This window comes from Nocardiopsis exhalans, from assembly GCF_024134545.1.
Taxonomy (GTDB): domain Bacteria; phylum Actinomycetota; class Actinomycetes; order Streptosporangiales; family Streptosporangiaceae; genus Nocardiopsis; species Nocardiopsis exhalans.
Map to the genome: position 1 here is coordinate 6,228,224 of NZ_CP099837.1, position 22,332 is coordinate 6,250,555.

Genomic DNA, 22,332 nt, shown 5'->3' on the forward strand with positions numbered 1-22,332 from the left:
CTCCCCCGTCTTCCCCCTCCCTGGGGCGAGCCGAGCGGGCCCTTCCTGCCTCGCCTGAAAGGCCACCTCAGCATGACCGTCCTCGAATCCGCGATCCTCGGTGTCATCCAGGGTCTGTTCATGTTCATCCCGGTCAGTTCCAGCAGCCACCTGGCGCTGGCACAGCACTGGCTCATCCAGAACGGCTCCGCGTTGCCACCCCCGGAGTCACCCGAGATGGTGTTCTTCAACATCGTGGTGCACGTGGGGACCGTGGTCTCGATCCTCATCGTCTACCGGCGGGCGCTGACCGGCCTCGTCGCCCGCTCGGTGGCCGACCTGCGGGGGCTCGTGGGAGCGGGCCCCCGGACCGAGGGCCTCTACCTCAAGCTGATGATGATGGGCCTGTTCGCGGTGGCGGTCACCGGCGTCCTGGGCCTGACGATCCGCAAACCGCTGGAGAGCGTCTTCGCCAACCCGGCGCTGATCGCCCTGATGCTCTGTGTGACGGGCGCCCTGCTGCTGTGGACCGACCTGTTGAGCCCCCGCACCAAGGGCCTGCGCGACTTCACCTGGATGATGGCCCTGTTCATCGGTCTCGCCCAGGCCATGGCCTTCGCGCCCGGTCTGTCCAGGAGCGGCACCACCATCGCCATCGCCCTGCTGCTCGGACTGCGCCGACGCTGGGCCGCGGAGTTCAGCTTCTTCATCGCCATCCCCACGATCATCGCCGGCAACGTCCTGCTGCCGATCCTCGAACCCGAGATCCTGTCGGCCTTCGACCCCCTCCCCCTGCTGACCGGCTTCGTGGTCGCGGCGATCGTCGGCACGTTCTCCCTGCTGCTGGTCCTGAAGCTGCTGTACAAGGCCCGGCTGCGCTACTTCTCCTACTACGTGTGGGCCTTGGCCGCGCTGATCCTGGCCGACGCCTACGGTCTGGTCGACATCGGCCTCACCGGCGCGGTCATGGGACACCCCTGATGACGGGGTGAGCCCCGCAGGGCGGGGCTCACCCCCGCGGCGTCTCCTGCGCACCGTCCCACCCGGCAGCCGCCTCACGCAGCCGGACCAGCCGGTCCCAGTGCTCGGCCACCCTCGTGCGGCCGGTCTCGGTGAGCCGGACGACGGTGCGGGGGCGGCGCTCCCGGCTCTTCTCGATCTCGACGACGCCGCCCCGTTCCAGCTTGGACAGGTGGCTGGACAGGTTGCCCTTGGAGAGTCCGGTGAGCCGCTGGAGGAAGAGGAAGTCCGCGCTCTCGCAGGAGAGCAGGGCGCTGGTGACCGCCAACCGCGAGGGATCGTGCACCAGGCGGTCGATCTCCGCCATGTCCTCGAAAGGGGTACCCATGATCAGGCTGTTCCGTTCTCTGTCGCCGAGTCCGTCACCGGCGGGAGGGTGCGCACCAGCGTACGGTGGTCGAGCAGTCCCCCGACGCACAGTACGGCAGCGAGCGTGACCAGGAGCGTGTCGGTGGCGGCGTAGCTGAGCGGATGGACGCCCGAGGGCAGCAGCATCCCCAGCGGGAGCAGGCTCGCCAGGCCGACGGCGGCCGCGGCCACCAGGTAGTGCGCCCGCATCCGCCAGTGGGGACAGGCGAGCAGGACGAAGAGCAGCGCGAACACGAGCCCGCCGATCCCCAGGGGCCCGTAGCTCCAGCCCGCCTGGGCGCTCAGGGTTCCTCCGGCCGTGGAGAGCATGAAAAGGCCGAAGGGCAGGAGCACGTAGGCGGAGATCCGCCCCGGGTTGAAGAGCGCTCGGACGTGCCCGAAGCGCCACCGGTAGTACCAGCGGACCAGGAAGCCCAGGGCCACCAGGAGGGGCAGGCCGATGATCAGCGGTTCCAGGCTGCCACCCCGGACGAGTAGCAGGTTCAGTGCGAAGAGCGCCACCACGAGCATGTAGAGCCCCTGGTAGTCGACGTAGTAGGCGGTGACGTGGCGGACCCGTTCGAGCCGCTCGAAGTCGTGCGGGACAGTCATTCGAACCTCCGGTTCGTAACGCGAACCCAGAATGCGGGAGGGGTGTGCCCGTGGTCAGGCCTTCTCGCTCTCCGCCACAGGCCGAAGGGCGCGCACCAGGGTGCGGTGGTCGAGCAGACCGTTCACCACGAAGACGACCCCACCGACCACCGCGACCATCACGGGGTACTCCCATTCGACGGGATGCGTCCCCGAGGGGAAGAGAGGGCCCAGCGGCAGCACCGTGAACGCGAGGATCAGGACGGCACCGACCAGGTAGTGCCGACGGTTCCGCAGATCGGAGCAGCCCACCCCGAACAGGGCGACCGCGAGGAACACTCCGAACACCCAACCGCCCTGGACCTCGAGGAGGTTGGTCGTGATTATCAGCGCCATATAGGCGAGGACCAGCGCGATCGGCAGCAGCACCACCCACAGCAGCCGTCCCGTGGTCCACCGCGGCCGCACCTGCCCGAAGCTGCGCCGGTAGTACATCTGGACGGCGATGAACAGGACGGCGATCAGGAGCATCCCGACCGGGAACAGGTCGGCCAGCGGCCCCTCCCCGGTGAGCGGGGCCAGGCCCACACAGATCGCGAACACACCCAGCAGGGACGTGTACAGGCCCTGGTAGCCGCCGTAGTCGGACGTGACCTCGCGGATCCGCTGAAGGCGGTCGAGGTCGTGGGGGGTCGTCATGCGCACCTCCGGTTTGTAGTGCAAACCTTTCTTCGACCGTACGTGGGCCCTGGCTGGTTTGCAATGCAAACCTCAGGGATGTTCCGGGCGGAAACGGGTAGCCCGCAGGGCAAGGACAGCGACCCATCCGGAAGGAGCCGTAGTGAAACGCGCCCTGATCGTGGCGGCGGTGGTGGCGCTTGTACTGGTGGTGCTGGCGGGACTCATGTGGGCCATGCAGAGATCGTTCGTCTTCATCCCCATGGGCGGGGAGCCGCCGCCCGCCGCCGAGGTGATCGAGGGCGCCGAGGACGTCCGCCTGCATACCGAGGACGGCCTCGAACTCGGTGCCTGGTTCGCCCAGCCGCAGGGCACCGACCGGGAGACCGCGGTCCTGGTGGCCAACGGCAACGCGGGCAACCGGGAGAGCCGGGCTCCCCTGGCCCGGGCCCTGGCAGCCGAAGGCTTCTCCGTGCTGCTGTTCGACTACCGGGGCTACGGCGGCAACCCCGGCAGCCCCAGCGAGGCGGGGCTGGCCATGGACGCGCGCGCCGCCGCCGACGCACTGGCCGAACGCGGCTTCGACGCCGAACGCACCGTGTACTTCGGTGAGAGCCTGGGCGCCGCCGTGGCCGCCAACCTGGCCTCCGAACGCCCGCCCGCGGCGCTGTTCCTGCGCTCGCCCTTCAGCTCACTGGCCGACATGGGCAACCACCACTACCCCGTCGTTCCCGTACGACTGCTGCTCAGGGACGAGTTCCCGGTGGCCGAGCGGGTCGCGGGGATCGACGTGCCCACCACCGTGGTCGTCGCCGACGCCGACACCATCGTCCCCCCGGAGCAGAGCCACGAGGTGGCCGGGGCCAGCGCGAACCTGGTCGAGGAGGTCGTCCTGCCCGGCGGGGGCCACAACGCCCCCGCGACGATCCACGGCCCCGAGGTGGTCGCGGCGGTGGCCCGGCTCGCCGACCACGCCCTCTGACCGGTATCGGCCACCGCTCCGCCCCGGGCGGTTGGCGCTGATAAACATAAACCGATCAGTCGGTCTATTAATAAACGAGTCCCAGGACGGCCCATGGACACAGCGGACGGCACGGCGGAGCAGGGTTCGGGGAAGCCCGGGAAGAGGAGCACCCGGCGGCGGTTCCTGCGCGGGGCCGCGATGGCGGGTGGTCTGGGCCTCCTCGGCGGCGGCGGGCTCGTGGGCCACTACATCGCCACCCTGTACAGCCCCCGGGCGGACCCGCAGCGGGGCGGTCTCGCCCTGAGCGGGGCCACGGTCCTGGTCGGCGCGGACCTGGAACCGCGGGAGAACACCACGGTGCTGGTCACCGACGGTGTCATCACCCAGATCGCGGACGACGGCGACCTCGAACTCCCTGCGGACACCGAGATCGTGGAGCTAAGCGGGCACACTCTCATGCCCGGCCTGATCGACCTCCATGTGCACCTGGGCTTCCCGCAGCAGGAGCCCGGTGACGAGCTTGGGCCGACCGACATGCCGGGTGTGATCTACGAGATGGCGCGCTACGTCCCCTCCGCCCGCCGCGCGCTGCTCGAACACGGTGTGACGACGGTGCGCGGGCTGGGCGACGACCACACCTGGATCACCGAGATGCGCCGGATGCTCCGCGACGGCGAACTGGAGGGGCCGCGCCTGTACACGTCGGGTCCGCTGTTCACCACCCCGGCGGGCCACCCCGTGGCCACCTTCGGGGTGGAACCCGACTCCGACACCGTCCGGCTGCCGTCCACCCCCGAGGAGGCCCGCGAGGCCGTACGCGAACTCGCCACCGGCGACGACCCGGTGGACCTGATCAAGGTGGTGCAGGAGCGGGGTGACGCCGAGCACCTGGACCTGGACCCGATCCCCGCCGACGTCCTCGGGGCCGTCGTGGCAGAGGCACACGAGCACGGGCTGTTCGTGACCGCGCACTGGGGTTCGGAACCGGACCTGACCGAAGCCCTGGCCGCCGGGGTGGACGGGCTCGAACACCTGGAGGCCCGGGGCGTCCTCGACGGGTGGCCCGAAGAAGTGCTGGCCGAACTGGTCGAGCGCGACATCCCCCTCACTCCGACCCTGGCCGTCACCGAGGTGGCCGTTCCCCCGGAGGACCACCGGCTGATCCGGGAGCGGCTGGCCGAGCTGCACGCCGCGGGCGGCCGGATCGTCGCCGGAAGCGACGCCGCTGTGCCCGGGGTCGGCTTCGGCGACGGCCTGCACCGCGAACTGGAACTGCTGTCCGAGAGCGGGATGGGCCCGCACGCGGCTCTGCGGGCCGCGACCAGCGAGGCCGCCCGGGTACTCGACGCCGACCACATCGGCGCGATCGAGGTGGGCCGCGCAGCCGACCTGGTCGCCCTCACCGGTGACCCGCTGACCGACATCACCCGCGTCCGCGACGTGGCCGCCGTCTACCGGGACGGTCGTCGGGTGGTGGGGAACTGAAGGCAGGGGGCACATGGTGGGAGGCTGAACCCATGCGCAAGATCGACCCCGCCCAGTACCGGGCCAAACGACGCCACATCATGATGGCGGCGGCGCCGCTGTTCGCCGCGCACGGGCTGGACGGCACCTCCACGGCCCGGATCCGCGAAGCCGCCGGGGTCAGCTCGGGCACACTCTTCCACTACTTCCCCAGCAAGCGCGCGGTCTTCGTCGCCCTCCTGACCGACGACGACAACGGCGACGCCCAGCGCCTGGCCGCCGCACGCGACCGGGACGACCCCCGGACAGCCCTCCTCGACCTGGTGGAGGACCTGGCCGCACCGGCGGCGAGCCCCGTGGCCGCCGGACTGGTGATGGAGGCGCTGCGCCAGGCCGGGAACGACGCCGAACTGGCCGCGGCGCTGGAGGCCGACAGCGACGTCGAACTGGAGGCCCTGGCCCACCTGGTGTCCCGGTCCGTCCGGGAGAGCGGGGCGGATCCGGTCCTGGACGCGCGGGCCACCGCCGTGTGGATCCAGACGATCATCGGGGCGCTCTTCCTGCGCGCGGCCACCGAGACCGGGTTCGACGCCGCCGCGCAGCTGCGCGACCTGCGGCTGCTGCTGGACCGTCTACTGGGCGAAACCAGCCCCCGAACCGAACGCTGAGGCCCTGCCGGGGCTGCCGGGGTTGCAGGTCAGCCCGGCAGACAGCCCATCGCCCAGGCCGGGGCCGGCACCAGGATCAGGAAGCGCGCGGTGCGGGTGACGAAGGTGATCGCGCAGAACAGCACGAGGTTCATCCGCAGGACCCCGCATCGCCGGGCCGCCGCCCCACGAGGAACACGAGCCCTTTTCGAAAACACCGGCAGCTCCTTCCGCGAACCGCAGGATAATAGCACCTCGCCACGGTTCCCGGAAGATCCCCGAATCGACCACGAGAAAGCAGAACAAAGTTCTGGAAATTCGCGTTTTCGCATCCCAGGGAGCCCCTGCCGTAAGAAAGTCGCGAAAAACTCGACCCCCTGTCCGCAAGAGGACACCGCATTTCCTTCGCCCCCGCTTTCCTGTTGAATCGGAGCACCGGCCGAAGAACCATGGAAACCGTCGTTCAGCCGGACGCCCTCCCTCCCCTTTCCAGGAGACGTTCATGACGAAAGACCTCGTCACCCCGCCGTCCTCCACACGAAGACCCCTCGCCCCTCGACGCCCCCTGGCGCGGGTGCTGGCAGCCTGCACCACCGTGGTCCTGGTCATCGCCCTCGGCGCAGTGCCCGCACACGCGGACTACTACTCCGGCGGTGTCGGCACCACGCGCTTCACCGTCCGCTACGGGGCGGTCAACGACAACTGGATCGGGTACTTCAACACCGGCCGGATCAACTGGAACAACACGTCCAACACCAATATCTCCATCACCCGCACCACCAGTACTTCGGTGAACCGGGTGATCACTGCGGGGCGCTACACCGAGAACTGGTACGGCATCTACTCGCCCTCGGGCACCCGGGCCAACCGGAGCTTCTCCATCCGGATCAACGCCAGGAGGCTGGCCGAGGACTCGGGCAGCAACATGAGCGCCTGGTGCCGCAGCACCTCGCTGCACGAGTTCGGCCACGCGCTCTCTTTGGCGGACAACCCGAACACGACGCGGCTATCGGTCATGAAACACAGCCGCGACAGGACCCGAATCACGCCGTATGCCTACGACACGGCCGAAGTCCGACGGATCTACTGAGGAGGGAAGTGCCATGAGAGTGATCACCCTGACAGCGGTGACCGGCCTGGCTCTGGCCCTCTCGGCCTGCGCCGCGCCGGACACCCCGGAGACCGCCGACGGTGTCGCGAACGACTCCGTCGTGGTCTACCACGCCGACTACCCGGTCTACGACACCCCGGAGGAGCTGCTCTCGTCCGCAGACCTGGTCGTGGAGGGGGTCATCACCGCTTCCAGCGTCCGGGAGATCGATATCCTGCTGCCGCCGGAGGAAGGCCTGGGTCCGGACGCCGACCCCGCACCGGGGGCGGCGGACACCGAGGAGGAGGTCCTCCTCGTCTTCACCGTCCACGAGGTGGAGGTGACCTCGGTCCTGTCCGGCGATGCGGATGTCGGCCAGAGCATCGAAATCAAGCAGCTCGGCGGGGTTCTGGACGGCGTCGAATACGTCGAGGAAGGCGCGATCGCCCTGGACCCCGGGGAGCCGCACCTGCTGATCCTCAGTGGGATCCACGATGTACCCCTCTCGCTCATCAATTCCCACCAGGGCGCCTACTCCGTGGAATCCAACGGCGACTTCGAGCCACTTCACGCGGAGAACCAGGTCCTGATCAGCGAAAACACCATCGAGGAAACCACAGAATAGTTCACGATCATTTTCCGGAACACCACAGGAACAACTCAAGCCCCGTTTCCCGGACTCATGGAAAAACCCGGGAGACGGGGAACCTCTTTTGCCCGGATCGAGTCCAAGAGGAATACGGCCCCGGACCGGGGCCCTCACTTCCAAGGAGTACGGCGATGAGAACGATCTGGAGTCGGAACACGAGAGGGATCGCTGTCGTCTCCGTGTTGGCCCTGGCCGTCACAGCCTGCTCGGCCCTCGGCGCCGAGGGCACCGGGGGCGGGGGCGCGACCGGCGACTACCCGTCCTACGCATCGGCGGAGGAGCTGTTCGCATCCGCCGACCTGGTGGTCGAGGCGACCGTGGAGGGTTCCCGGACCGAGCCGATCGACGTCGCCGAGGACGCGGCGGAGGAGGGCCTGGCCCCGATCGAGTACACCGTGTACAGCTTGACGGTGTCGGAGGTGTTCAGCGGCGCTGCTCCGGAGGGTGTGCTGGAGGTCAAGCACCCGGTCGGGCAGGAGGACCTGGAATTGCGGGAGGGGTCCGCCTACGTGCTGTTCCTGCAGACCTACGGGGACGAAGTCCCGCCCTCGCTGCTCAACCCGGACCAGGGCGCCCACCTGGTCGGTGACGACGGGAGCCTGGAACCGGTGGGCGGATCCCTTGAGGTGGATCGAGACGACCTCGGCTGACAGAGGAAGGGGCCGGGGTTCAGGCCGACGGGCCTCACAGGGGCAGGTTGTCCATCGCCCAGGCCGGCGCCAGCACGAGGATCAAAAAGCGCGCGGTCCGGGTGACGAAGGTGATCACGCAGAACAGCACGAGGTTCATCCGCAGGACCCCGGCCAGGACGGAGACCACCATGAACGGCGGCACGCTGGCGAAGGAGCTGAGGGCGAGCAGGCCCGCGCCCCAGGCGGGGCGTGCCTCGGCCTTGGCCCGCCAGCGGTTCACCCGCTCCGACCACTTGCCGGGGGTGGCCGCCCGGCGTTTGAGCCAGGGCGCCGAGATCGTCCCGTACCCCACGTAGTAGTAGGGGATCTTGCCGAGGGTCTGGCCCGCGGCGGCGGCCACCGCCATCGCGACGAGGGCGCCGTCGTCCAGAACGGCGACGGCGCCCAGCAGGTACAGCTCGATGTTGATGAGCGGGACCAGCCCCGCCGCGGTGGCCACCAGGAAGGCCAGGGCGGTCTCGACCACGTCGGCCCGCTTCCCGTTACTTCTCGGCGGCGGCGAGTTGCCCGCAGGCGCCGTCGATCTCCTGGCCGCGGGTGTCGCGGACGGTCACCGAGACCCCGTGGGACTGGAGCCGCCGGACGAACTCGCGCTCGTCCTCGGGGCGCGATGCCGTCCACTTCGACCCCGGGGTGGGGTTGAGCGGAATGAGGTTGACGTGCACCAGGTGGCCCTTGAGGAGCTTGCCGAGCAGGTCGGCCCGCCAGGCCTGGTCGTTGATGTCCTTGATCAGCGCGTACTCGATGGACACGCGGCGGCCGGTGGTCCCAGCGTAGCGCCAGGCGGCGTCCAGGACCTCCTCGACCTTCCACCGGGTGTTGATCGGGACCAGCTCGTCGCGCAGCTCGTCGTCCGGGGCGTGCAGCGAGATCGCCAGGCGGACCTGCATCTTCTCGTCGATGAGCTTGTTGATCGCCGGGACCAGGCCGACCGTGGAGACGGTCACTCCGCGCTGGGAGATCCCCATGCCGTTGGGCACCGGGTCGGTGATCTGACGGCAGGTCTGGAGCACCCGCTTGTAGTTGGCCATCGGCTCGCCCATGCCCATGAACACGATGTTGCTGATCCGCCCCGGGCCGCCGGCGACCTCGCCGCGGGCCAGGTCGCGGGCGCTGGCGACCACCTGGTCGACGATCTCGCCGGTGGACAGGTTGCGGGTCAGCCCCGCCTGGCCGGTGGCGCAGAACGGGCAGTTCATGCCGCAGCCGGCCTGGGAGGAGATGCACAGGGTGACGCGGTCCGGGTAGCGCATCAGCACCGACTCGAACATCACCCCGTCGAAGGCCTTCCACAGGGTCTTGCGGGTCATCCCGTTGTCACAGGTGATGTGCCGGACCGGGGTGAGCAGCGTGGGCAGCAGCGCCTCGCCGAGCTTCTCCCGAGAGGCCTCCGGGAGGTCGGTCATCTTGGCCGTGTCCGACTCCAGCCCGCCGTAGTAGTGCTTGGCGATCTGCTTGGCCCGGAAGGGCTTCTCACCCAGCTCCTTGACGACCTCCTGCCGCTCTTCGGGGCTGAGGTCGGCCAGGTGCCGGGGCGGCTTGGCGCGGCGGGGTGCGACGAATGTGAGCTCGGCGGGCATAAGGATCCGTAAGGAGTGGAGTCGGTGGACTGCGCCCGGCGCGGGAGGGATGTGGCGGCACGGGTCGTTATACGACCTATACGCGACTGCGGTGCTGCTCCGCCTGTCAGGGCACTACCGTCGATTCTACTTACCTTGCGGACAGCCCGGGCGGATCCGCCCCAACCCGGTTCCCGCTGGCAGCATGACACTGACAACACGACACCCCGTCGGCGCGTGGGAGGGCCGGTGACCGAGATCGACGTCCTGCTCGACGAGATCAGCCCCTACCAGAGCCGTCGCGTCGTCGTCGAGTGCGACTCCCACACCACGGCCGCCTACCTGCTGGACGCCCGTGAGCGGATCCGGGTGCCGGTGTGGCTGGCCAACCACGAGGCCGCACCGCGCGACAGCGAGTCGAGCGGCCTCTACCGGGGGCAGGCCCCGCTGATGCCGGAGGCCTACACCAAGCACCCCCAGGGGCGCCCCCGCTTCGACCCGGCCACGCTGCGCGCGGTGTGGTTCGAGGAGGGCGACGGGGTGGCGCTGGTGGACGAGGAGGGCCTGCTCGCGGTGATACCGGGATGGGCCGAGGCCGACAGCGGTCTGCCGGGGTACGCCCGCGAGGCGATCGGGCGCAGCGCCTACGCCTGGGAACTGGACTCGGTCAAGAACCAGCTGTGGCCGCGGGTGGTGCACGCCGAGGCCTACTGGGACTGGCGGCGCGCCTCAGGCGCCTGGCGCAGTGTGCAGCGGACCGTCCTGAGCCACCTGAACCGCCGGATCGGCGAGCCCGGCCACTACTGGGACGTCTCCGACGGGCACCCGCCGCTGCTGCGGGTATCGGAACGGCCCCCCTCGGAGGAGCGCCCCTACACCGTGCTCTCCACCGTGGGTATGTGCGGCCAGCGGATGCCCACCCTGGACCGGTACATGGCCGACACCTCCCACCACGCCCGGGTGGAACTGGCCCTGGCCACGACTCTGCCCGCGCACCACGCCGCGCGGATCTTCCGGTGGATCGGCGCGTTCCCGTGGCGGGCGGTCACGTGGTTCGGCACCGGGCACACGGTGAAGTGGCTGGACAACCCCGAGGACCGTTCCATGCGCGGCGGCGCGGGCGCGGTCCTGCTGCTGGAGGACCCGAGCCCCCTGGTCACCGACCCGGCCCACCTGCCGCCGGACACCTCCGGACTGACCTTCCAGGGCGACCCGGTGCGGTGGCTGTGGATCGTGCCGATCACCCGCCCCGAACACCTCTTCGCCAAGGAGCACGACAGCGCCACCCTGGTGGAGAAGCTGGCCGCCGAGGGCCGCAGCTGGGTCCTGGGCCGGTAGTACGTCCCAGCGCTGGGTCCTGGGGCGATAGCCCCCCGTCCTCGGAAAACCGGTTGACCCACGCCTCCGGCTCAGGAAGGGTGCTCCGGTCAGCAGGTTGACCGGGGGGACGGACCATGGCAAGGACGCGGGGCCCGGCCCCGGGCATCATGGCGCCGCTGGCCCACGCGCCCTTCCGCACCCTGGTCGCGGGCCGGGTGCTGATGCTCTTCGGCAACGGCATGGCGACGGTCGCGCTGGCCTTCGCCGTGCTGGACGTGACCGGATCCCTGGCCCAGGTGGGCCTGGTGGTGGGCGCGCGCTCGATCGCCAACGTGGCTCTGCTCCTGCTCGGCGGGGTCCTCGCCGACCGGCTGCCACGGGCCCTGGTGGTCCAGGGCGCCTGCGTGCTGGCCGCGCTCACCCAGGGGCTGCTGGCGCTGACCCTGCTCACCGGAACCGCCACGCTCGCGGTGATGATGGTGCTGAGCGCGCTGAACGGGGCCGCGGCCGCCGCCAACCTGCCCGCCCTGGCGGCGCTGACCCCGCAGACCGTTCCGCACACGCTGCTGCGCCAGGCCAACGCGCTGGCCGGGATCGCCAAACAGCTGGGCATGTTCGCCGGGATGTCGGCGGGCGGTGTGCTGGTGGGCCTGGTCGGACCGGGGTGGGCGATCGGCGTCGACGCGCTGCTGTTCGCCGCGGCCGGGGCGGTCTTCCTCTTCCTGCGGGTGCCCTCGACGGCGGTGCCGGGCGGCGGCAGTGTGCTGCGCGACCTGCTGGACGGGTGGAGCGAGTTCGTGGCCCGGCCGTGGGTGTGGATCATCGTGTTGCAGTTCATGGTGGTCAACGCCGGATGGTCGGCGACCACCAGCGTGCTGGGCCCGGGTATCGCCGACGAGACGTTCGGCCGGACCACCTGGGGCCTGGTGATGGCCGCCAACAGCGTGGGGCTGCTGGTCGGCGGGATCCTGGCGGCCCGTTGGCAGCCGCGGCGCGCGCTCTTCTTCGGGACTTCGCTGGTCACGCTCCAGACCCTGCCGTTCTTCGTCCTGGCCGATCCCGCTCCGGTGGTGCCGTTGCTGTTCGCCGCGATGTTCCTGGGCGGGGTGGCGGTGGAGCAGTTCAGCGTGGCCTGGGAGGTGTCGGTGCAGGAGAACATCCCGCCGGAACGGCTTTCCCGGGTCTACTCCTACGACGCGCTGGGCTCGTTCGTGGCGATGCCGGTGGGCCAGATCGCGATCGGCCCGGTGGCCGAGGCGATCGGGCCGGGGCGGTCCATCCTCATCGTGGCCGGTCTGACCATCGCGGCCACCCTGGCCGCGATCGCCACCCCCAGCGTGCGCTCACTGCGTCGTCGCTGACGGGGCCGTTGATGATGGGGCCGTCGATGAGGTGCGCCCCGCGCCGCGCCGATCGCGCACCTGGCTGAAGACGCGGTGGAGGCGGGCCATCTCCTCCTCGTCGAAGCGCTCCACAAACCGCAGCAGGGTCGCGCCGGGGTCGGGCCCGGTCTCGAGCACCTCGCCCATCACCCTGGCGGTGTACTCGGCGTGGCTCTCCCGGGCCCAGTAGACCCAGGCGCGCCCGGCCTTCTCGCGGTCCACCAGGCGCTTGTGGAAGAGGATGTTCGCGACCGTCATGACGGTCGTGTAGGCGACGTCCCGGTCGTAGACCATGTTCTCCCGGACCCCGCGCACGGAGAGCGGCACCTCCGTACGCCACAGGGCGCCCATGATGGCCGCCTCCAGTTCCCCGAGCCCTCTCATCGGCCTCCCACCCGCATGTGTCGGCGTTGACGTGGGGTGATCGTAGGCAGCGGGCGGACCCTCATGTGGCAGAACGGGGAAGAGCACACAGATCCGGACATCGCCGTCGTCGATGACCGGCGTTTCGCCGTCGAGCACAGGTCGCGCGCCGTCGGTCGGGCACTGTCGGAGACTGCTCCGCCACCGGTCGGCCGCAGTCAGGCCGCCGTTCAGCCGCGCCGACACGGCTGGCGCTGGAATCGTGGTGCGCGCCACACCGGTGCTGACCGGAGGCGGTCACGGCAAAGCAGACCCAAAAACCCGACAAACAAGATCAAACGCTCCACATCGACCACGCAACGCAAAGTGACCGGCACGTAGAGACAAGGTTCGTGTGAAAGATTGTTAGGTATCTCCCAGTTTCAACAAGACCGATGTTCCCGTCCGGGAGGTCTGTACAAGTAGCCTGGTACCCGACGAGTGCTGGCCAGGTCAGATTCTCCCTGTCAAGGGGAGCGACTTCATGCTTCTTTGAGCCCGCCTTGCCAGCAGCCACCCGTCTTTCCTACACATTCACAAGCGAGCTGCGGAAGTGGGCGATCTCCGCCGTGTCGTCTGAGGCGTCTCAACCCCTGACAGATTTCGGCCCGAACGAGTGGCTGGTCGAGGAGCTTTACCAGAAGTACCTCACCGACCCGAATTCGGTTGACAAGGCTTGGTGGAACTTCTTCGCGGACTACAAGCCCGCGGACTCGGCCAACGGGAAGGGTGGGGGAACTGCGGCCGCGAAGGCGCAGCCCGAGAAGGCCCCCGCCGCACCCGCGCCGAAGAAGAAGGCCGCTGCGGCCCCGGCACCCAAGAACACCGACGATGCACTCCAGGTCAACGAGGAGCGGCTGCGTGGCGCACCCGCCCGTACCGCGACCAACATGGAGTCCAGCCTGACCCTGCCCACCGCGACGAGCGTGCGCGCGGTGCCGGTCAAGCTGCTGTTCGACAACCGCATCGTCATCAACAACCATCTCCGGCGCGGCCGCGGTGGGAAGGTCTCCTTCACCCACCTCATCGGCTACGCCATGGTCAAGGCCCTCAAGGCCATGCCCGAGATGAACCACTCCTACACGGAGATCGACGGCAAGCCCGGCGTCGCCAAGCCCGAACACGTGAACTTCGGCCTGGCGATCGACCTGCAGAAGCCGGACGGTTCCCGTCAGCTGGTCGTGCCCTCCATCAAGAAGTCCGACGAAATGGACTTCAACGAGTTCTGGAGCGGCTACGAGGACCTGGTCCGCAAGGCCCGGAACAACAAGCTGGGCGTTCCGGACTTCCAGGGCACCACGATCAGCCTGACCAACCCGGGCGGTATCGGCACCGTGCACTCGGTGCCGCGCCTGATGCCCGGGCAGGGAACCATCCTCGGCGTGGGTGCCATGGAGTACCCGGCCGAGTTCCAGGGCGCGTCCCAGGACACCCTGAGCCAGCTCGGCATCAGCAAGGTCATGACGCTGACGTCGACCTACGACCACCGGATCATCCAGGGCGCCCAGTCGGGTGAGTTCCTGCGCCGGATCCACCAGCTGCTGCTGGGCGAGGACGGTTTCTACGACGAGATCTTCAACTCGCTGCGGATCCCGTACGAGCCGGTCCGCTGGGTCCAGGACATCCACGTCAACACGGCGACCCAGCTCGACAAGACCACCCGGGTCCAGGAGCTGATCCACGCCTACCGCGTGCGCGGCCACCTCATGGCCGACACCAACCCGCTCGACCACGAGCAGCGCAAGCACCCGGACCTGGACGTGCTCGAGCACGGCCTGACCCTCTGGGACCTGGACCGCGAGTTCCCCACCGGGGGCTTCGGCGGCAAGCAGGTCATGAAGCTTCGCGACGTTCTGGGCGTGCTGCGCGACACCTACTGCCGCACGGTGGGTATCGAGTACATGCACATCCAGAGCCCGGAGGAGCGGGAGTGGATCCAGTCGCACGTCGAGCGCGAGCACGAGAAGCTCGACCGCGACGAGCAGCTGCACATCCTGCACCGGCTCAACAGCGCCGAGGCTTTCGAGACCTTCCTGCAGACCAAGTACGTGGGTCAGAAGCGCTTCTCCCTCGAGGGCGGCGAGTCGCTGATCCCGCTGCTGGACGGTGTGATCTCCAAGGCCGCCAGGGCCGAGCTGGACGAGGCCGTCATCGGTATGGCCCACCGCGGCCGTCTGAACGTGCTGGCCAACATCTGCGGCAAGTCCTACGGGCAGATCTTCGGTGAGTTCGAGGGCAACCTCGACCCGCGCAGCGCGCACGGCTCCGGTGACGTCAAGTACCACCTGGGCACCGAGGGGACCTTCGAGACCCGCGAGGGCGACAAGATCCAGATCTCGCTGGCCGCCAACCCGTCCCACCTGGAGACGGTCAACCCGGTCGCCGAGGGCATCGTCCGCGCCAAGCAGGACGTGCTGGACAAGGGCCCGCACGGCTTCACCGTGCTGCCCATCCTCATCCACGGTGACGCGGCGTTCGCCGGTCAGGGCGTGGTCGCCGAGACGCTGAACCTGTCCCAGCTGCGGGGTTACCGCACCGGCGGCACGGTCCACGTCATCGTGAACAACCAGGTCGGCTTCACCACCTCGCCGACCGACAGCCGCTCCAGCGTGTACGCCACCGACGTCGCGCGGATGGTGCAGGCGCCGATCTTCCACGTCAACGGGGACGACCCCGAGGCCGTGGTCCGGGTCGCGCACCTGGCCTTCGCCTACCGTCAGGCGTTCAACAAGGACGTCGTCATCGACCTCGTCTGCTACCGGCGTCGCGGCCACAACGAGGGCGACAACCCCGCGTTCACGCAGCCGCTGATGTACGACGTCATCGACGCCAAGCGCTCCACCCGCAAGCTGTTCACCGAGTCCCTCATCGGGCGCGGGGACATCACGGTGGAGGAGGCCGAACAGGCCCTGCGCGACTACCAGACCGAGCTCGAGCGCGCCTTCACCGAGACCCGCGAGGTCGAGAAGAAGCCGATCGAGCCGGGCGCCGTGGTCAAGCCCGAGGTGTTCACCGAGTCCCGTCTGGACCACTCCAAGGTCGAGACGGCCATCAGCACCGAGACGGTCAAGCGGGTCATCGACACCCAGGTGACGATGCCCGACGGCTTCACGCCGCACCCGCGGCTGGCGCCGCAGCTGTCCCGTCGCGCCACGATGGTCGAGAACGACGCGGTCGACTGGGCCACCGGTGAGCTGCTGGCCTTCGGTTCGCTGCTGCTGGACGACCACCCGGTCCGTCTGATCGGGCAGGACAGCCGCCGCGGCACCTTCGGTCAGCGTCACGCCTCGCTGATGGACCGCGAGACCGGCGAGACGTACACGCCGCTCAAGCAGTTCGACAACGGCACCACGAAGTTCCACGTGCACGACTCGCTGCTGAGCGAGTACGCGGCGCTGGGCTTCGAGTACGGCTACTCGCTGACCCGCCCGGACTCCCTGGTGATGTGGGAGGCGCAGTTCGGTGACTTCGTCAACGGCGCGCAGACCGTCATCGACGAGTACATCAGCGCCGGTGAGCAGAAGTGGGGTCAGCGCTCCAGCGTGACCATGCTGCTGCCGCACGGCTACGAGGGCCAGGGCCCGGACCACTCCTCGGCCCGCATCGAGCGGTTCCTGCAGCAGTGCGCGCAGGAGAACATGACCGTCGCGATGCCGAGCACCCCGGCGAGCTACTTCCACCTGCTGCGCTGGCAGGCGAAGTCGCCGTTCGAGCGTCCGCTCGTGGTGTTCACACCCAAGTCGCTGCTGCGCCTGAAGGCCGCGACCTCGGCCGCCGAGGACTTCACCTCGGGCCACTTCCGGCCGCTGATCGGGGACGACTCGATCGCGCCGGAGAAGGTCCGCCGCGTGGTCATCTGCTCGGGCAAGATCTACTACGACCTGGACGCGGCCCGTCGCAAGAGCGGCGACAAGCACACCGCGATCATCCGGGCGGAGCGGCTCTACCCGCTGCCGATCGAGGAGATCCGCGAGCAGCTCAAGGCCTTCCCGAACGCGGGCGAGGTCCTGTGGGTCCAGGAGGAGCCGGCGAACATGGGTCCGTGGCCCTTCGTCGCTCTGGTCTTCTCCGAGCAGCTCGACCGTCCGTTCACCCGGATCTCGCGTCCGGCCTCCTCCGCGCCCGCGGCCGGTTCGGCCAAGCGCCACGAGGCCGAGCAGCGTGCCCTGGTGGACACGGTGTTCCCGCCCGCCGAATAGGCCCGGGAACACGAGTAGGACTGGAAAACACTATGTACTACACCGATCGCGGGATCGAGGAGTTGGAGAACCGCCGCGGCGAGGAGGAGGTCAGCTTCGCCTGGCTCGCCGAGCAGCTGCGGGTGTTCACCGACATCAACCCCGAGTTCGAGACCCCGGTCGAACGACTGGCCACCTGGTTGGCCCGGTTGGACGACGAGGACGAGGAGTAGTCACACGGAGCCGCACTGAGCGGCGACATTCCGGCCGAGGGGCCCGGGTCATCACGACCCGGGCCCCTCGGCCGTTTTCGGTGCCTCATACCGCGGTGGCGCGCTCCGGTCCTCCTCCTGAGAATGATCTTGCTACCAGAAGCAAGTTCGGCGCCGAAGTTGCCCCTGGTAGCAAGATCTACTGGTCCACCATGGTGGGTGTCGGGAGGGTTTCGACGGGAGCCGCCCGACAGCGGGGCTGGGGTGACTCAAGCAAGATCTGTCCCACGTGGACCTTGTCGTGACCTGTCCACCAGCGCTCGCAGGCCAAGGCCCTGGCCGCGGGAGTGACCTTATAGAAGCCTGTGCAGCCGATAACTCACAGTAGATCTGTCCCCCGGGCCAGGGCCCTGGTAGTCGTCCCGTTCCTGACCAAGAGGAAGCAGGACACCACCATGGTGACAGTGGGTATCGACCCGCACAAGGACATGCACCAAGCCGTCGCGCTGGCCCAGGACGGCACCCGCCTGGGCAGGGCCAAGAAGGTCCAGACGGGCCCCGAGGCCCTGGGCCAGCTCTTGACCTGGATCCGCGCCCTGGCCGGAAACGGCCCGGTGCTGTGGGCCATCGAGGGCGGCCCCGGGCTGGGCCGGGCCATCGCTGACGCCCTGCTGGGAGCGGGCCAGGAAGTGGTGTGGGTGCCGCCGCGCGCCATGGCCGCCCACCGCAAGCTGAGCGGGCCGGTGGGCGCCAAGTCCGACGTGATCGACGCGGTGGCCATCGCGCGTGCGGCCCTGGCCACCCTGACCTGGCCCGCCACCGGATCGACCCGCAGGTGCGGCAGGTGCGTGCGCTGGTGGGCCTGCGCCAGAATCTGACCGATCAGCGTGTGGCCCTGACCAACCGGGTGCTGGCGGCGGTGCACATCGAGTTGGACCACCGCCTGGGCAAGGGGGCGTTGAAAACCCGGGCCAAGGTGGGTCGGGTGCGTGCTCTGGTGGAGGGGGCCGAGCTGGACGAGGTGGCGCGGTGGGTGCTGCTGGAGCAGCTGGAGGAGATCCACACCCTGTTCGTGCGTGTTGTTGAGGTGGAGCGGCGTCTCAAGGAGCTGGTGGAGCCGTTGGCGCCGAACTTGTTGGGGATTCGTGGTGTGGGTGTGGTCTGGGCTGCGGTGTTGCTCTCGCAGGTGGGGGATGTGTCGCGGTTTGCGACCTCGGCGAAGATGGCGCGGTGGGCGGGGAGCGCGCCGATTCCGGTGTTTTCCTCGGGGCGGGATCGGCATCGGTTGCACCGGGGTGGGAACCGGCAGGTGAACCGGGCGTTGCACTCGATCGGGGTGGTTCAGGTCCGGTTGGGTGAGCCGGCTCGGGAGTTCGTGCGTTCCCGGGAGGAGGCCAAGGGCACCAAGGGTGCGTATCGGGCTTTGAAGCGGCATTTGGCGGATGTGGTGTATCGGGCGATGGTCGCTGATCAAGTGGTGAGAGGGCGGGCTGAGGTCTCTCTTCAGCCCGCCACTTGACATAGAAGCGTCACGGGGATTGGGGATAGCGGTCCGTGACGCCCGGCTCTCCGGGGCCGACCCCGAGCTCTCCCTGATCGGACCCTGAAATCCGCGACATATCTTGAGTTTGCCGGACTCGCGACATATCGTGAAGACATCGAGAGCGAGCGGAAAGGGTTCACGATGGCACGATGGACCATCGACAGTCCGATGACCCACACCCTGGACGGCATCGTCGCCCTGAAGGTGCGGATCGTCCACGGACAGGTCAACATCATCCCCACGGATGACCCGGTCACCTTCGAGATCACCGACATCGAAGGCGAGCCCCTGGAGGTCACCCAGGAGGCGGGCATCCTCACCATCCACTACAAGGACCTCACCGGCCAGGGCCTGCTGGACCGGCTCAAGCCCATCCAGCTGGGCGGTTACCGGGACCTCTCCTCGCGCCGCGCCACGGTCAACCTCCGGGTACCCCGTGAGTGCCCGGTGGAGGTGACCACGGCCAGCGCCCCCGTGGTGGCGGCAGGGCTGAACTCCCGCACCCGTATCCGCAGCGCCAGCGGCGAGGTCACCCTGGACCACGTCTGCGGTGAGGCCGACATCAACACCGCCTCGGGCGACGCCTCGGTGCGCAATCCGGGCGGCACCCTGGGCTTCAACAGCGCCACCGGACAGCTCGCGGTGGCCGGTGGCCGCCTGGCCGAGCTGCGCGCCAAGACCGCCTCCGGCCACGTTCTGGTCGACACGGACCTGGCGTCCTCCGCGCGGGTCCGGGTGAACACGGTCTCCGGCGAGGTGGCCCTGCGGGTGCCCTCGGAGAGCTCGGCCACCGTGGAGCTGCGCGCCGTCACCGGCAAGGTGGACTCCGACTTCGGCCTGGACCGCCGCACCGCCCCGGCCCGCAACTCCCTGAGCGGCAAGATCGGCGTGGGCGTTGACCCCGCCTCCATCAGCATCAACACCGTGTCCGGCCGGACCGCGCTGCTGCGGCGCGCGCCCGAAGCCCCGGCCGCGATCCCCGAGGGGGCCTGAATGAGCACCATCTTCGGCCACGGCAGACTCCGGCTGTACCTGCTCAAGCTGCTGGACGAGAGCCCCAAGCACGGCTACGAGATCATCAGCCTGCTCCGCGACCGCTTCCTGGGCGTGTACTCGCCCTCACCCGGCACCATCTACCCGCGGCTCGCGCGGTTGGAGGAGGAAGGGCTGGTCACGCACACCGAGGAGGGCGGCCGCAAGGTCTACAGCCTCACCGACAAGGGGCGCGAGGAGCTGCGGGCCCGCGAGAGCGACCTGGACGACCTGGAGCGGGAGATCACCGACTCGGTGCGCGACATCGCCCGGGCCGTGAAGCAGGACGTGCGCGCGACCATCAGCTCCCTGCGCGACGAGCTCAAGTTCGCCTCGGGCGCGGCCCGCGGTTCGAACTCCGAGCGCGGCGGCGACGCCAAGGACTCCGAGAGTTCGGAGAGTTCCGAGGAAGACAAGCGCGAGAAGCGCGAGCGCTGCGACGACAGCGGCATGTGGGCCCGCGAGTGGGAGCGGTTCGCCCAGGGTTTCGGCGCCTTCGGTGCCGCCTGGGGCAGCCGCACCGACTCCGACCGCGACACCGAGGGCGGCTCCGAGCGCGAGGGCGGCGACCGCCCCGACTTCGAGCACGCCCTGCGGGACTTCTCGACCAAGGTCCGCGACATGGTGCGCGGGGCCGGTCAGGTCGGCGAGTCCGCCACCCACGACCTGCGCCGCATCCTCGACGACACCGTCGAGGTGATCCGCCGCGACCTGGGCCACTGGGGCCCGCCCGACCGGGGACCCGGGGGCGCCGAGGACAAGGACTCCGCGCCCGGCGACTCCGGCCGGGACGCACCCGAGTCCCCTGAGCCCGAGGCCGCCGAGGACAAGGGGTCCGGCCCGGAGGACTCGGGCGCACGCCCGATGCCGCCTTCGGGCGGCGATCCCTGGTCCGCCGCCACCGGCGAGGACGACCAGAAGAAGGACTGACCGGCGGGCGAGGGCCCGGAGGAGCGCGCGGGGGCGTGCTCGTCCGGGCCCTTCGGTCGCGCATCATCCGACGGACGAGGAAGTACCGTTGCTGGTTCCGTACACGATCGAGCAGGACGGGGACGGGGTCTGGTGCGCCCGTGCGGTGCTCCGGCCGGGGGTCTCCGCCAGCGGCGAGGGGGACACCCCGGATGCCGCCCTCGCCGAGCTGCGCGCGGCCTTCGCCCTCCTGACCGAGAAGTTCGACACGTCGGCGGAACTGATGTGAGGGCCAGAGCACAGCGATGGCCCGCGGACCGGTGGGCGGTCCGCGGGCCTTGGCCGTGTGTTTCGGTGTGCCTAGCGGCGGGCGACGCCGTCCTGGCGGGCCTGGGCGGCGACGGCGGCGGAGACCGCCGGGACCACCCGATCGTCGAAGGAGCTCGGGATGACGTAGTCGGCGCTCAGGTCGTCACCGACCAGCCCGGCCAGCGCCTTGGCGGCGGCCAGCTTCATGTTCTCGGTGATGTCGCTGGCCTGGACGTCGAAGGCGCCCCGGAAGACGCCCGGGAAGGCCAGCACGTTGTTGATCTGGTTCGGGAAGTCGCTGCGCCCGGTGGCGACGACGCTCGCGTACTTGCGGGCGACGTCCGGGTGCACCTCCGGGTTGGGGTTGGCCATGGCGAAGATGATGGCGTCCTCGGCCATCGTGGCCACGACCGACTCGGGGACCTCTCCGGCGGACAGGCCGACGAAGACGTCGGCTCCCTTGAGGGCGCTCTCGATGGAGCCCTGCAGACCGGCCTTGTTGCTGATCGAGGCCAGTTCCTGCTTGATCGGGGTCAGGCCCTCGCGACCCTGGTAGATCATGCCCTTGGAGTCGGCCACGGCGATGTCGCCGATCCCGCCGTCGATGAGCATCTTGGTGACGGCGACCCCGGCGGCGCCCGCGCCGGAGACGACCACCCGCAGGTCGGCCAGGGTGCGGCCGGTGAGGCGGGCGGCGTTGTGCATCGCGGCGACGGTCACGATCGCGGTGCCGTGCTGGTCGTCGTGGAAGACCGGGATGTCCAGGCGCTCACGCAGCTTGGCCTCGATCTCGAAGCAGCGCGGGGCGGCGATGTCCTCCAGGTTGATGCCGCCGAAGGACGGCGACATGCGCACGACGGTCTCGACGATCTCGTCGGTGTCGGTGCAGTTGAGCGCGATCGGCACGGAGTCGACACCGCCGAACTGCTTGAACAGCAGCGACTTGCCCTCCATGACCGGCAGGGAGGCCTCCGGTCCGATGTTGCCCAGGCCGAGCACGGCGGTGCCGTCGGTGACGACGGCGACCAGGTTGCTCTTCCAGGTGTAGGTCTCGACCAGTTCGGCGTCCTCGGCGATCGCGTCGCAGACGCGGGCCACGCCGGGGGTGTAGGCGAGGGACAGGCCCTCATGGTCACTGACGTCCACGGTGGAGGTCACCTGTAGCTTGCCGCCGCGGTGCATGGCGAAAGCCGGGTCCTCGTCCAGATGGGACGTGTTCTGGGTACGCGAAGAAAAGGTGGTCACTACTCAAACCCCTCGGTCTGATGCTACGTCCCGCGTCGGCCATGACGAGGGACGGTGGGCAACGGATCACGCGCGAAGACGTAAGGGTGCTAGGGGAGCCCTTCACGGCGCCGGTCGGC

General features: G+C 69.3%; 23 protein-coding genes. 16 read left to right on the top strand and 7 right to left on the bottom strand.

The features are described from left to right. The first annotated feature begins 72 nt into the window (after positions 1-72). Positions 73-960 carry an undecaprenyl-diphosphate phosphatase gene (locus NE857_RS27560; protein WP_254418288.1) on the top strand — a complete coding sequence of 296 codons (888 nt, stop codon included), beginning with the start codon at positions 73-75 and terminating at the stop codon, positions 958-960. A 28-nt stretch (positions 961-988) separates the two neighbouring features. On the opposite strand, the gene NE857_RS27565 is transcribed toward NE857_RS27560, so the two are convergent. The 3 genes from NE857_RS27565 to NE857_RS27575 are packed head-to-tail and all read right to left on the bottom strand — an operon-like array spanning position 989 to position 2,637. Next, positions 989-1,327 (bottom strand): transcriptional regulator, encoded by a 339-nt coding sequence (locus NE857_RS27565; RefSeq protein ID WP_254418289.1) that lies wholly within the window; start codon positions 1,325-1,327, stop codon positions 989-991. 2 nt (positions 1,328-1,329) lie between these two features. Next, a complete protein-coding gene (locus NE857_RS27570; protein ID WP_254418290.1) occupies positions 1,330-1,959 on the bottom strand; it encodes a hypothetical protein in 630 nt (209 codons plus the stop codon). 54 nt (positions 1,960-2,013) lie between these two features. After that, entirely contained in the window at positions 2,014-2,637 is a 624-nt protein-coding gene (locus tag NE857_RS27575; RefSeq protein WP_254418291.1) for a hypothetical protein, read from the bottom strand. A gap of 142 nt (positions 2,638-2,779) precedes the next feature. Between NE857_RS27575 and NE857_RS27580 the strand changes: the two genes are divergently transcribed. The 6 genes from NE857_RS27580 to NE857_RS27605 all read left to right on the top strand — a co-directional run bounded on the left by NE857_RS27580 (position 2,780) and on the right by NE857_RS27605 (position 8,080). Beyond that, a complete protein-coding gene (locus tag NE857_RS27580) occupies positions 2,780-3,598 on the top strand; it encodes an alpha/beta hydrolase (RefSeq protein WP_254418292.1) in 819 nt (272 codons plus the stop codon). A gap of 93 nt (positions 3,599-3,691) precedes the next feature. Then, positions 3,692-5,065 carry an amidohydrolase family protein gene (locus NE857_RS27585; RefSeq protein ID WP_254418293.1) on the top strand — a complete coding sequence of 458 codons (1,374 nt, stop codon included), beginning with the start codon at positions 3,692-3,694 and terminating at the stop codon, positions 5,063-5,065. 32 nt (positions 5,066-5,097) lie between these two features. Continuing rightward, entirely contained in the window at positions 5,098-5,712 is a 615-nt protein-coding gene (locus tag NE857_RS27590) for a TetR/AcrR family transcriptional regulator (RefSeq protein ID WP_254418294.1), read from the top strand. Positions 5,713-6,193: 481 nt separating this feature from the next. Further along, positions 6,194-6,781, top strand: coding sequence for a hypothetical protein (locus tag NE857_RS27595; RefSeq protein WP_254418295.1), 588 nt, complete (start codon positions 6,194-6,196; stop codon positions 6,779-6,781). Between the two features lie 13 nt (positions 6,782-6,794). Further along, positions 6,795-7,406: a hypothetical protein gene (locus NE857_RS27600; RefSeq protein WP_254418296.1), complete on the top strand. Its 612-nt coding sequence runs from the start codon at positions 6,795-6,797 to the stop codon at positions 7,404-7,406. Between the two features lie 155 nt (positions 7,407-7,561). After that, a complete protein-coding gene (locus NE857_RS27605; RefSeq protein ID WP_254418297.1) occupies positions 7,562-8,080 on the top strand; it encodes a hypothetical protein in 519 nt (172 codons plus the stop codon). Positions 8,081-8,114: 34 nt separating this feature from the next. Here the strand turns inward: NE857_RS27605 and NE857_RS27610 are convergent, their stop codons facing one another. Both NE857_RS27610 and rlmN read right to left on the bottom strand, forming a co-directional pair. Beyond that, positions 8,115-8,588: a YqaA family protein gene (locus tag NE857_RS27610; protein WP_254418298.1), complete on the bottom strand. Its 474-nt coding sequence runs from the start codon at positions 8,586-8,588 to the stop codon at positions 8,115-8,117. Between the two features lie 16 nt (positions 8,589-8,604). Next, positions 8,605-9,702, bottom strand: coding sequence for a dual-specificity RNA methyltransferase RlmN (rlmN, locus tag NE857_RS27615; RefSeq protein WP_254418299.1), 1,098 nt, complete (start codon positions 9,700-9,702; stop codon positions 8,605-8,607). Between the two features lie 228 nt (positions 9,703-9,930). Between rlmN and NE857_RS27620 the strand changes: the two genes are divergently transcribed. After that, positions 9,931-11,019: a suppressor of fused domain protein gene (locus NE857_RS27620; protein WP_017581889.1), complete on the top strand. Its 1,089-nt coding sequence runs from the start codon at positions 9,931-9,933 to the stop codon at positions 11,017-11,019. Between the two features lie 116 nt (positions 11,020-11,135). After that, positions 11,136-12,362 (top strand): MFS transporter, encoded by a 1,227-nt coding sequence (locus tag NE857_RS27625; RefSeq protein ID WP_254418300.1) that lies wholly within the window; start codon positions 11,136-11,138, stop codon positions 12,360-12,362. On the opposite strand, the gene NE857_RS27630 is transcribed toward NE857_RS27625, so the two are convergent. Beyond that, complete coding sequence (locus tag NE857_RS27630) at positions 12,345-12,767, bottom strand: BlaI/MecI/CopY family transcriptional regulator (RefSeq protein ID WP_254418301.1); 423 nt, start codon at positions 12,765-12,767, stop codon at positions 12,345-12,347. The two genes, NE857_RS27625 and NE857_RS27630, sit on opposite strands and share 18 nt — an antisense overlap. A 587-nt stretch (positions 12,768-13,354) precedes the next feature. On the opposite strand from NE857_RS27630, the gene NE857_RS27635 reads away from it, so the two are divergent. The 7 genes from NE857_RS27635 (at position 13,355) to NE857_RS27665 (ending at position 20,948) form a co-directional block, all read left to right on the top strand. Further along, a complete protein-coding gene (locus NE857_RS27635; protein WP_254418302.1) occupies positions 13,355-16,984 on the top strand; it encodes a multifunctional oxoglutarate decarboxylase/oxoglutarate dehydrogenase thiamine pyrophosphate-binding subunit/dihydrolipoyllysine-residue succinyltransferase subunit in 3,630 nt (1,209 codons plus the stop codon). 32 nt (positions 16,985-17,016) lie between these two features. Then, the gene (locus NE857_RS27640) at positions 17,017-17,196 is read left to right on the top strand and encodes a DUF6104 family protein (protein ID WP_017581893.1); all 180 of its coding nucleotides are present in this window, start codon (positions 17,017-17,019) and stop codon (positions 17,194-17,196) included. A gap of 434 nt (positions 17,197-17,630) precedes the next feature. After that, positions 17,631-18,053 (top strand): IS110 family transposase, encoded by a 423-nt coding sequence (locus NE857_RS27645; RefSeq protein WP_254418180.1) that lies wholly within the window; start codon positions 17,631-17,633, stop codon positions 18,051-18,053. Further along, a complete protein-coding gene (locus tag NE857_RS27650) occupies positions 18,011-18,694 on the top strand; it encodes a transposase (RefSeq protein ID WP_254418181.1) in 684 nt (227 codons plus the stop codon). The genes NE857_RS27645 and NE857_RS27650 overlap by 43 nt, the downstream gene beginning before the upstream one ends. A gap of 165 nt (positions 18,695-18,859) precedes the next feature. Next, positions 18,860-19,711 (top strand): DUF4097 family beta strand repeat-containing protein, encoded by an 852-nt coding sequence (locus NE857_RS27655; protein ID WP_254418303.1) that lies wholly within the window; start codon positions 18,860-18,862, stop codon positions 19,709-19,711. Beyond that, the gene (locus tag NE857_RS27660) at positions 19,712-20,680 is read left to right on the top strand and encodes a PadR family transcriptional regulator (protein ID WP_254418304.1); all 969 of its coding nucleotides are present in this window, start codon (positions 19,712-19,714) and stop codon (positions 20,678-20,680) included. 88 nt (positions 20,681-20,768) lie between these two features. Further along, positions 20,769-20,948, top strand: a complete 180-nt coding sequence (locus NE857_RS27665) for a hypothetical protein (RefSeq protein ID WP_254418305.1) — start codon at positions 20,769-20,771, stop codon at positions 20,946-20,948. 71 nt (positions 20,949-21,019) lie between these two features. Here NE857_RS27665 and NE857_RS27670 read toward each other — a convergent pair whose 3' ends face one another. Further along, on the bottom strand, positions 21,020-22,213 hold the full coding sequence (locus NE857_RS27670; RefSeq protein ID WP_254418306.1) for an NAD(P)-dependent malic enzyme: 1,194 nt from the start codon (positions 22,211-22,213) through the stop codon (positions 21,020-21,022). Positions 22,214-22,332: the final 119 nt, after the last annotated feature.

Coding starts and splice junctions, on each gene's coding strand:
- NE857_RS27560 (WP_254418288.1), top strand. CDS start 73: ATGACCGTCCTCGAATCCGCGATCCTCGGTGTCATCCAGGGTCTGTTC.
- NE857_RS27565 (WP_254418289.1), bottom strand. CDS start 1,327: ATGGGTACCCCTTTCGAGGACATGGCGGAGATCGACCGCCTGGTGCAC.
- NE857_RS27570 (WP_254418290.1), bottom strand. CDS start 1,959: ATGACTGTCCCGCACGACTTCGAGCGGCTCGAACGGGTCCGCCACGTC.
- NE857_RS27575 (WP_254418291.1), bottom strand. CDS start 2,637: ATGACGACCCCCCACGACCTCGACCGCCTTCAGCGGATCCGCGAGGTC.
- NE857_RS27585 (WP_254418293.1), top strand. CDS start 3,692: ATGGACACAGCGGACGGCACGGCGGAGCAGGGTTCGGGGAAGCCCGGG.
- NE857_RS27590 (WP_254418294.1), top strand. CDS start 5,098: ATGCGCAAGATCGACCCCGCCCAGTACCGGGCCAAACGACGCCACATC.
- NE857_RS27595 (WP_254418295.1), top strand. CDS start 6,194: ATGACGAAAGACCTCGTCACCCCGCCGTCCTCCACACGAAGACCCCTC.
- NE857_RS27600 (WP_254418296.1), top strand. CDS start 6,795: ATGAGAGTGATCACCCTGACAGCGGTGACCGGCCTGGCTCTGGCCCTC.
- NE857_RS27605 (WP_254418297.1), top strand. CDS start 7,562: ATGAGAACGATCTGGAGTCGGAACACGAGAGGGATCGCTGTCGTCTCC.
- rlmN (WP_254418299.1), bottom strand. CDS start 9,702: ATGCCCGCCGAGCTCACATTCGTCGCACCCCGCCGCGCCAAGCCGCCC.
- NE857_RS27625 (WP_254418300.1), top strand. CDS start 11,136: ATGGCAAGGACGCGGGGCCCGGCCCCGGGCATCATGGCGCCGCTGGCC.
- NE857_RS27630 (WP_254418301.1), bottom strand. CDS start 12,767: ATGAGAGGGCTCGGGGAACTGGAGGCGGCCATCATGGGCGCCCTGTGG.
- NE857_RS27640 (WP_017581893.1), top strand. CDS start 17,017: ATGTACTACACCGATCGCGGGATCGAGGAGTTGGAGAACCGCCGCGGC.
- NE857_RS27645 (WP_254418180.1), top strand. CDS start 17,631: ATGGTGACAGTGGGTATCGACCCGCACAAGGACATGCACCAAGCCGTC.
- NE857_RS27655 (WP_254418303.1), top strand. CDS start 18,860: ATGGCACGATGGACCATCGACAGTCCGATGACCCACACCCTGGACGGC.
- NE857_RS27660 (WP_254418304.1), top strand. CDS start 19,712: ATGAGCACCATCTTCGGCCACGGCAGACTCCGGCTGTACCTGCTCAAG.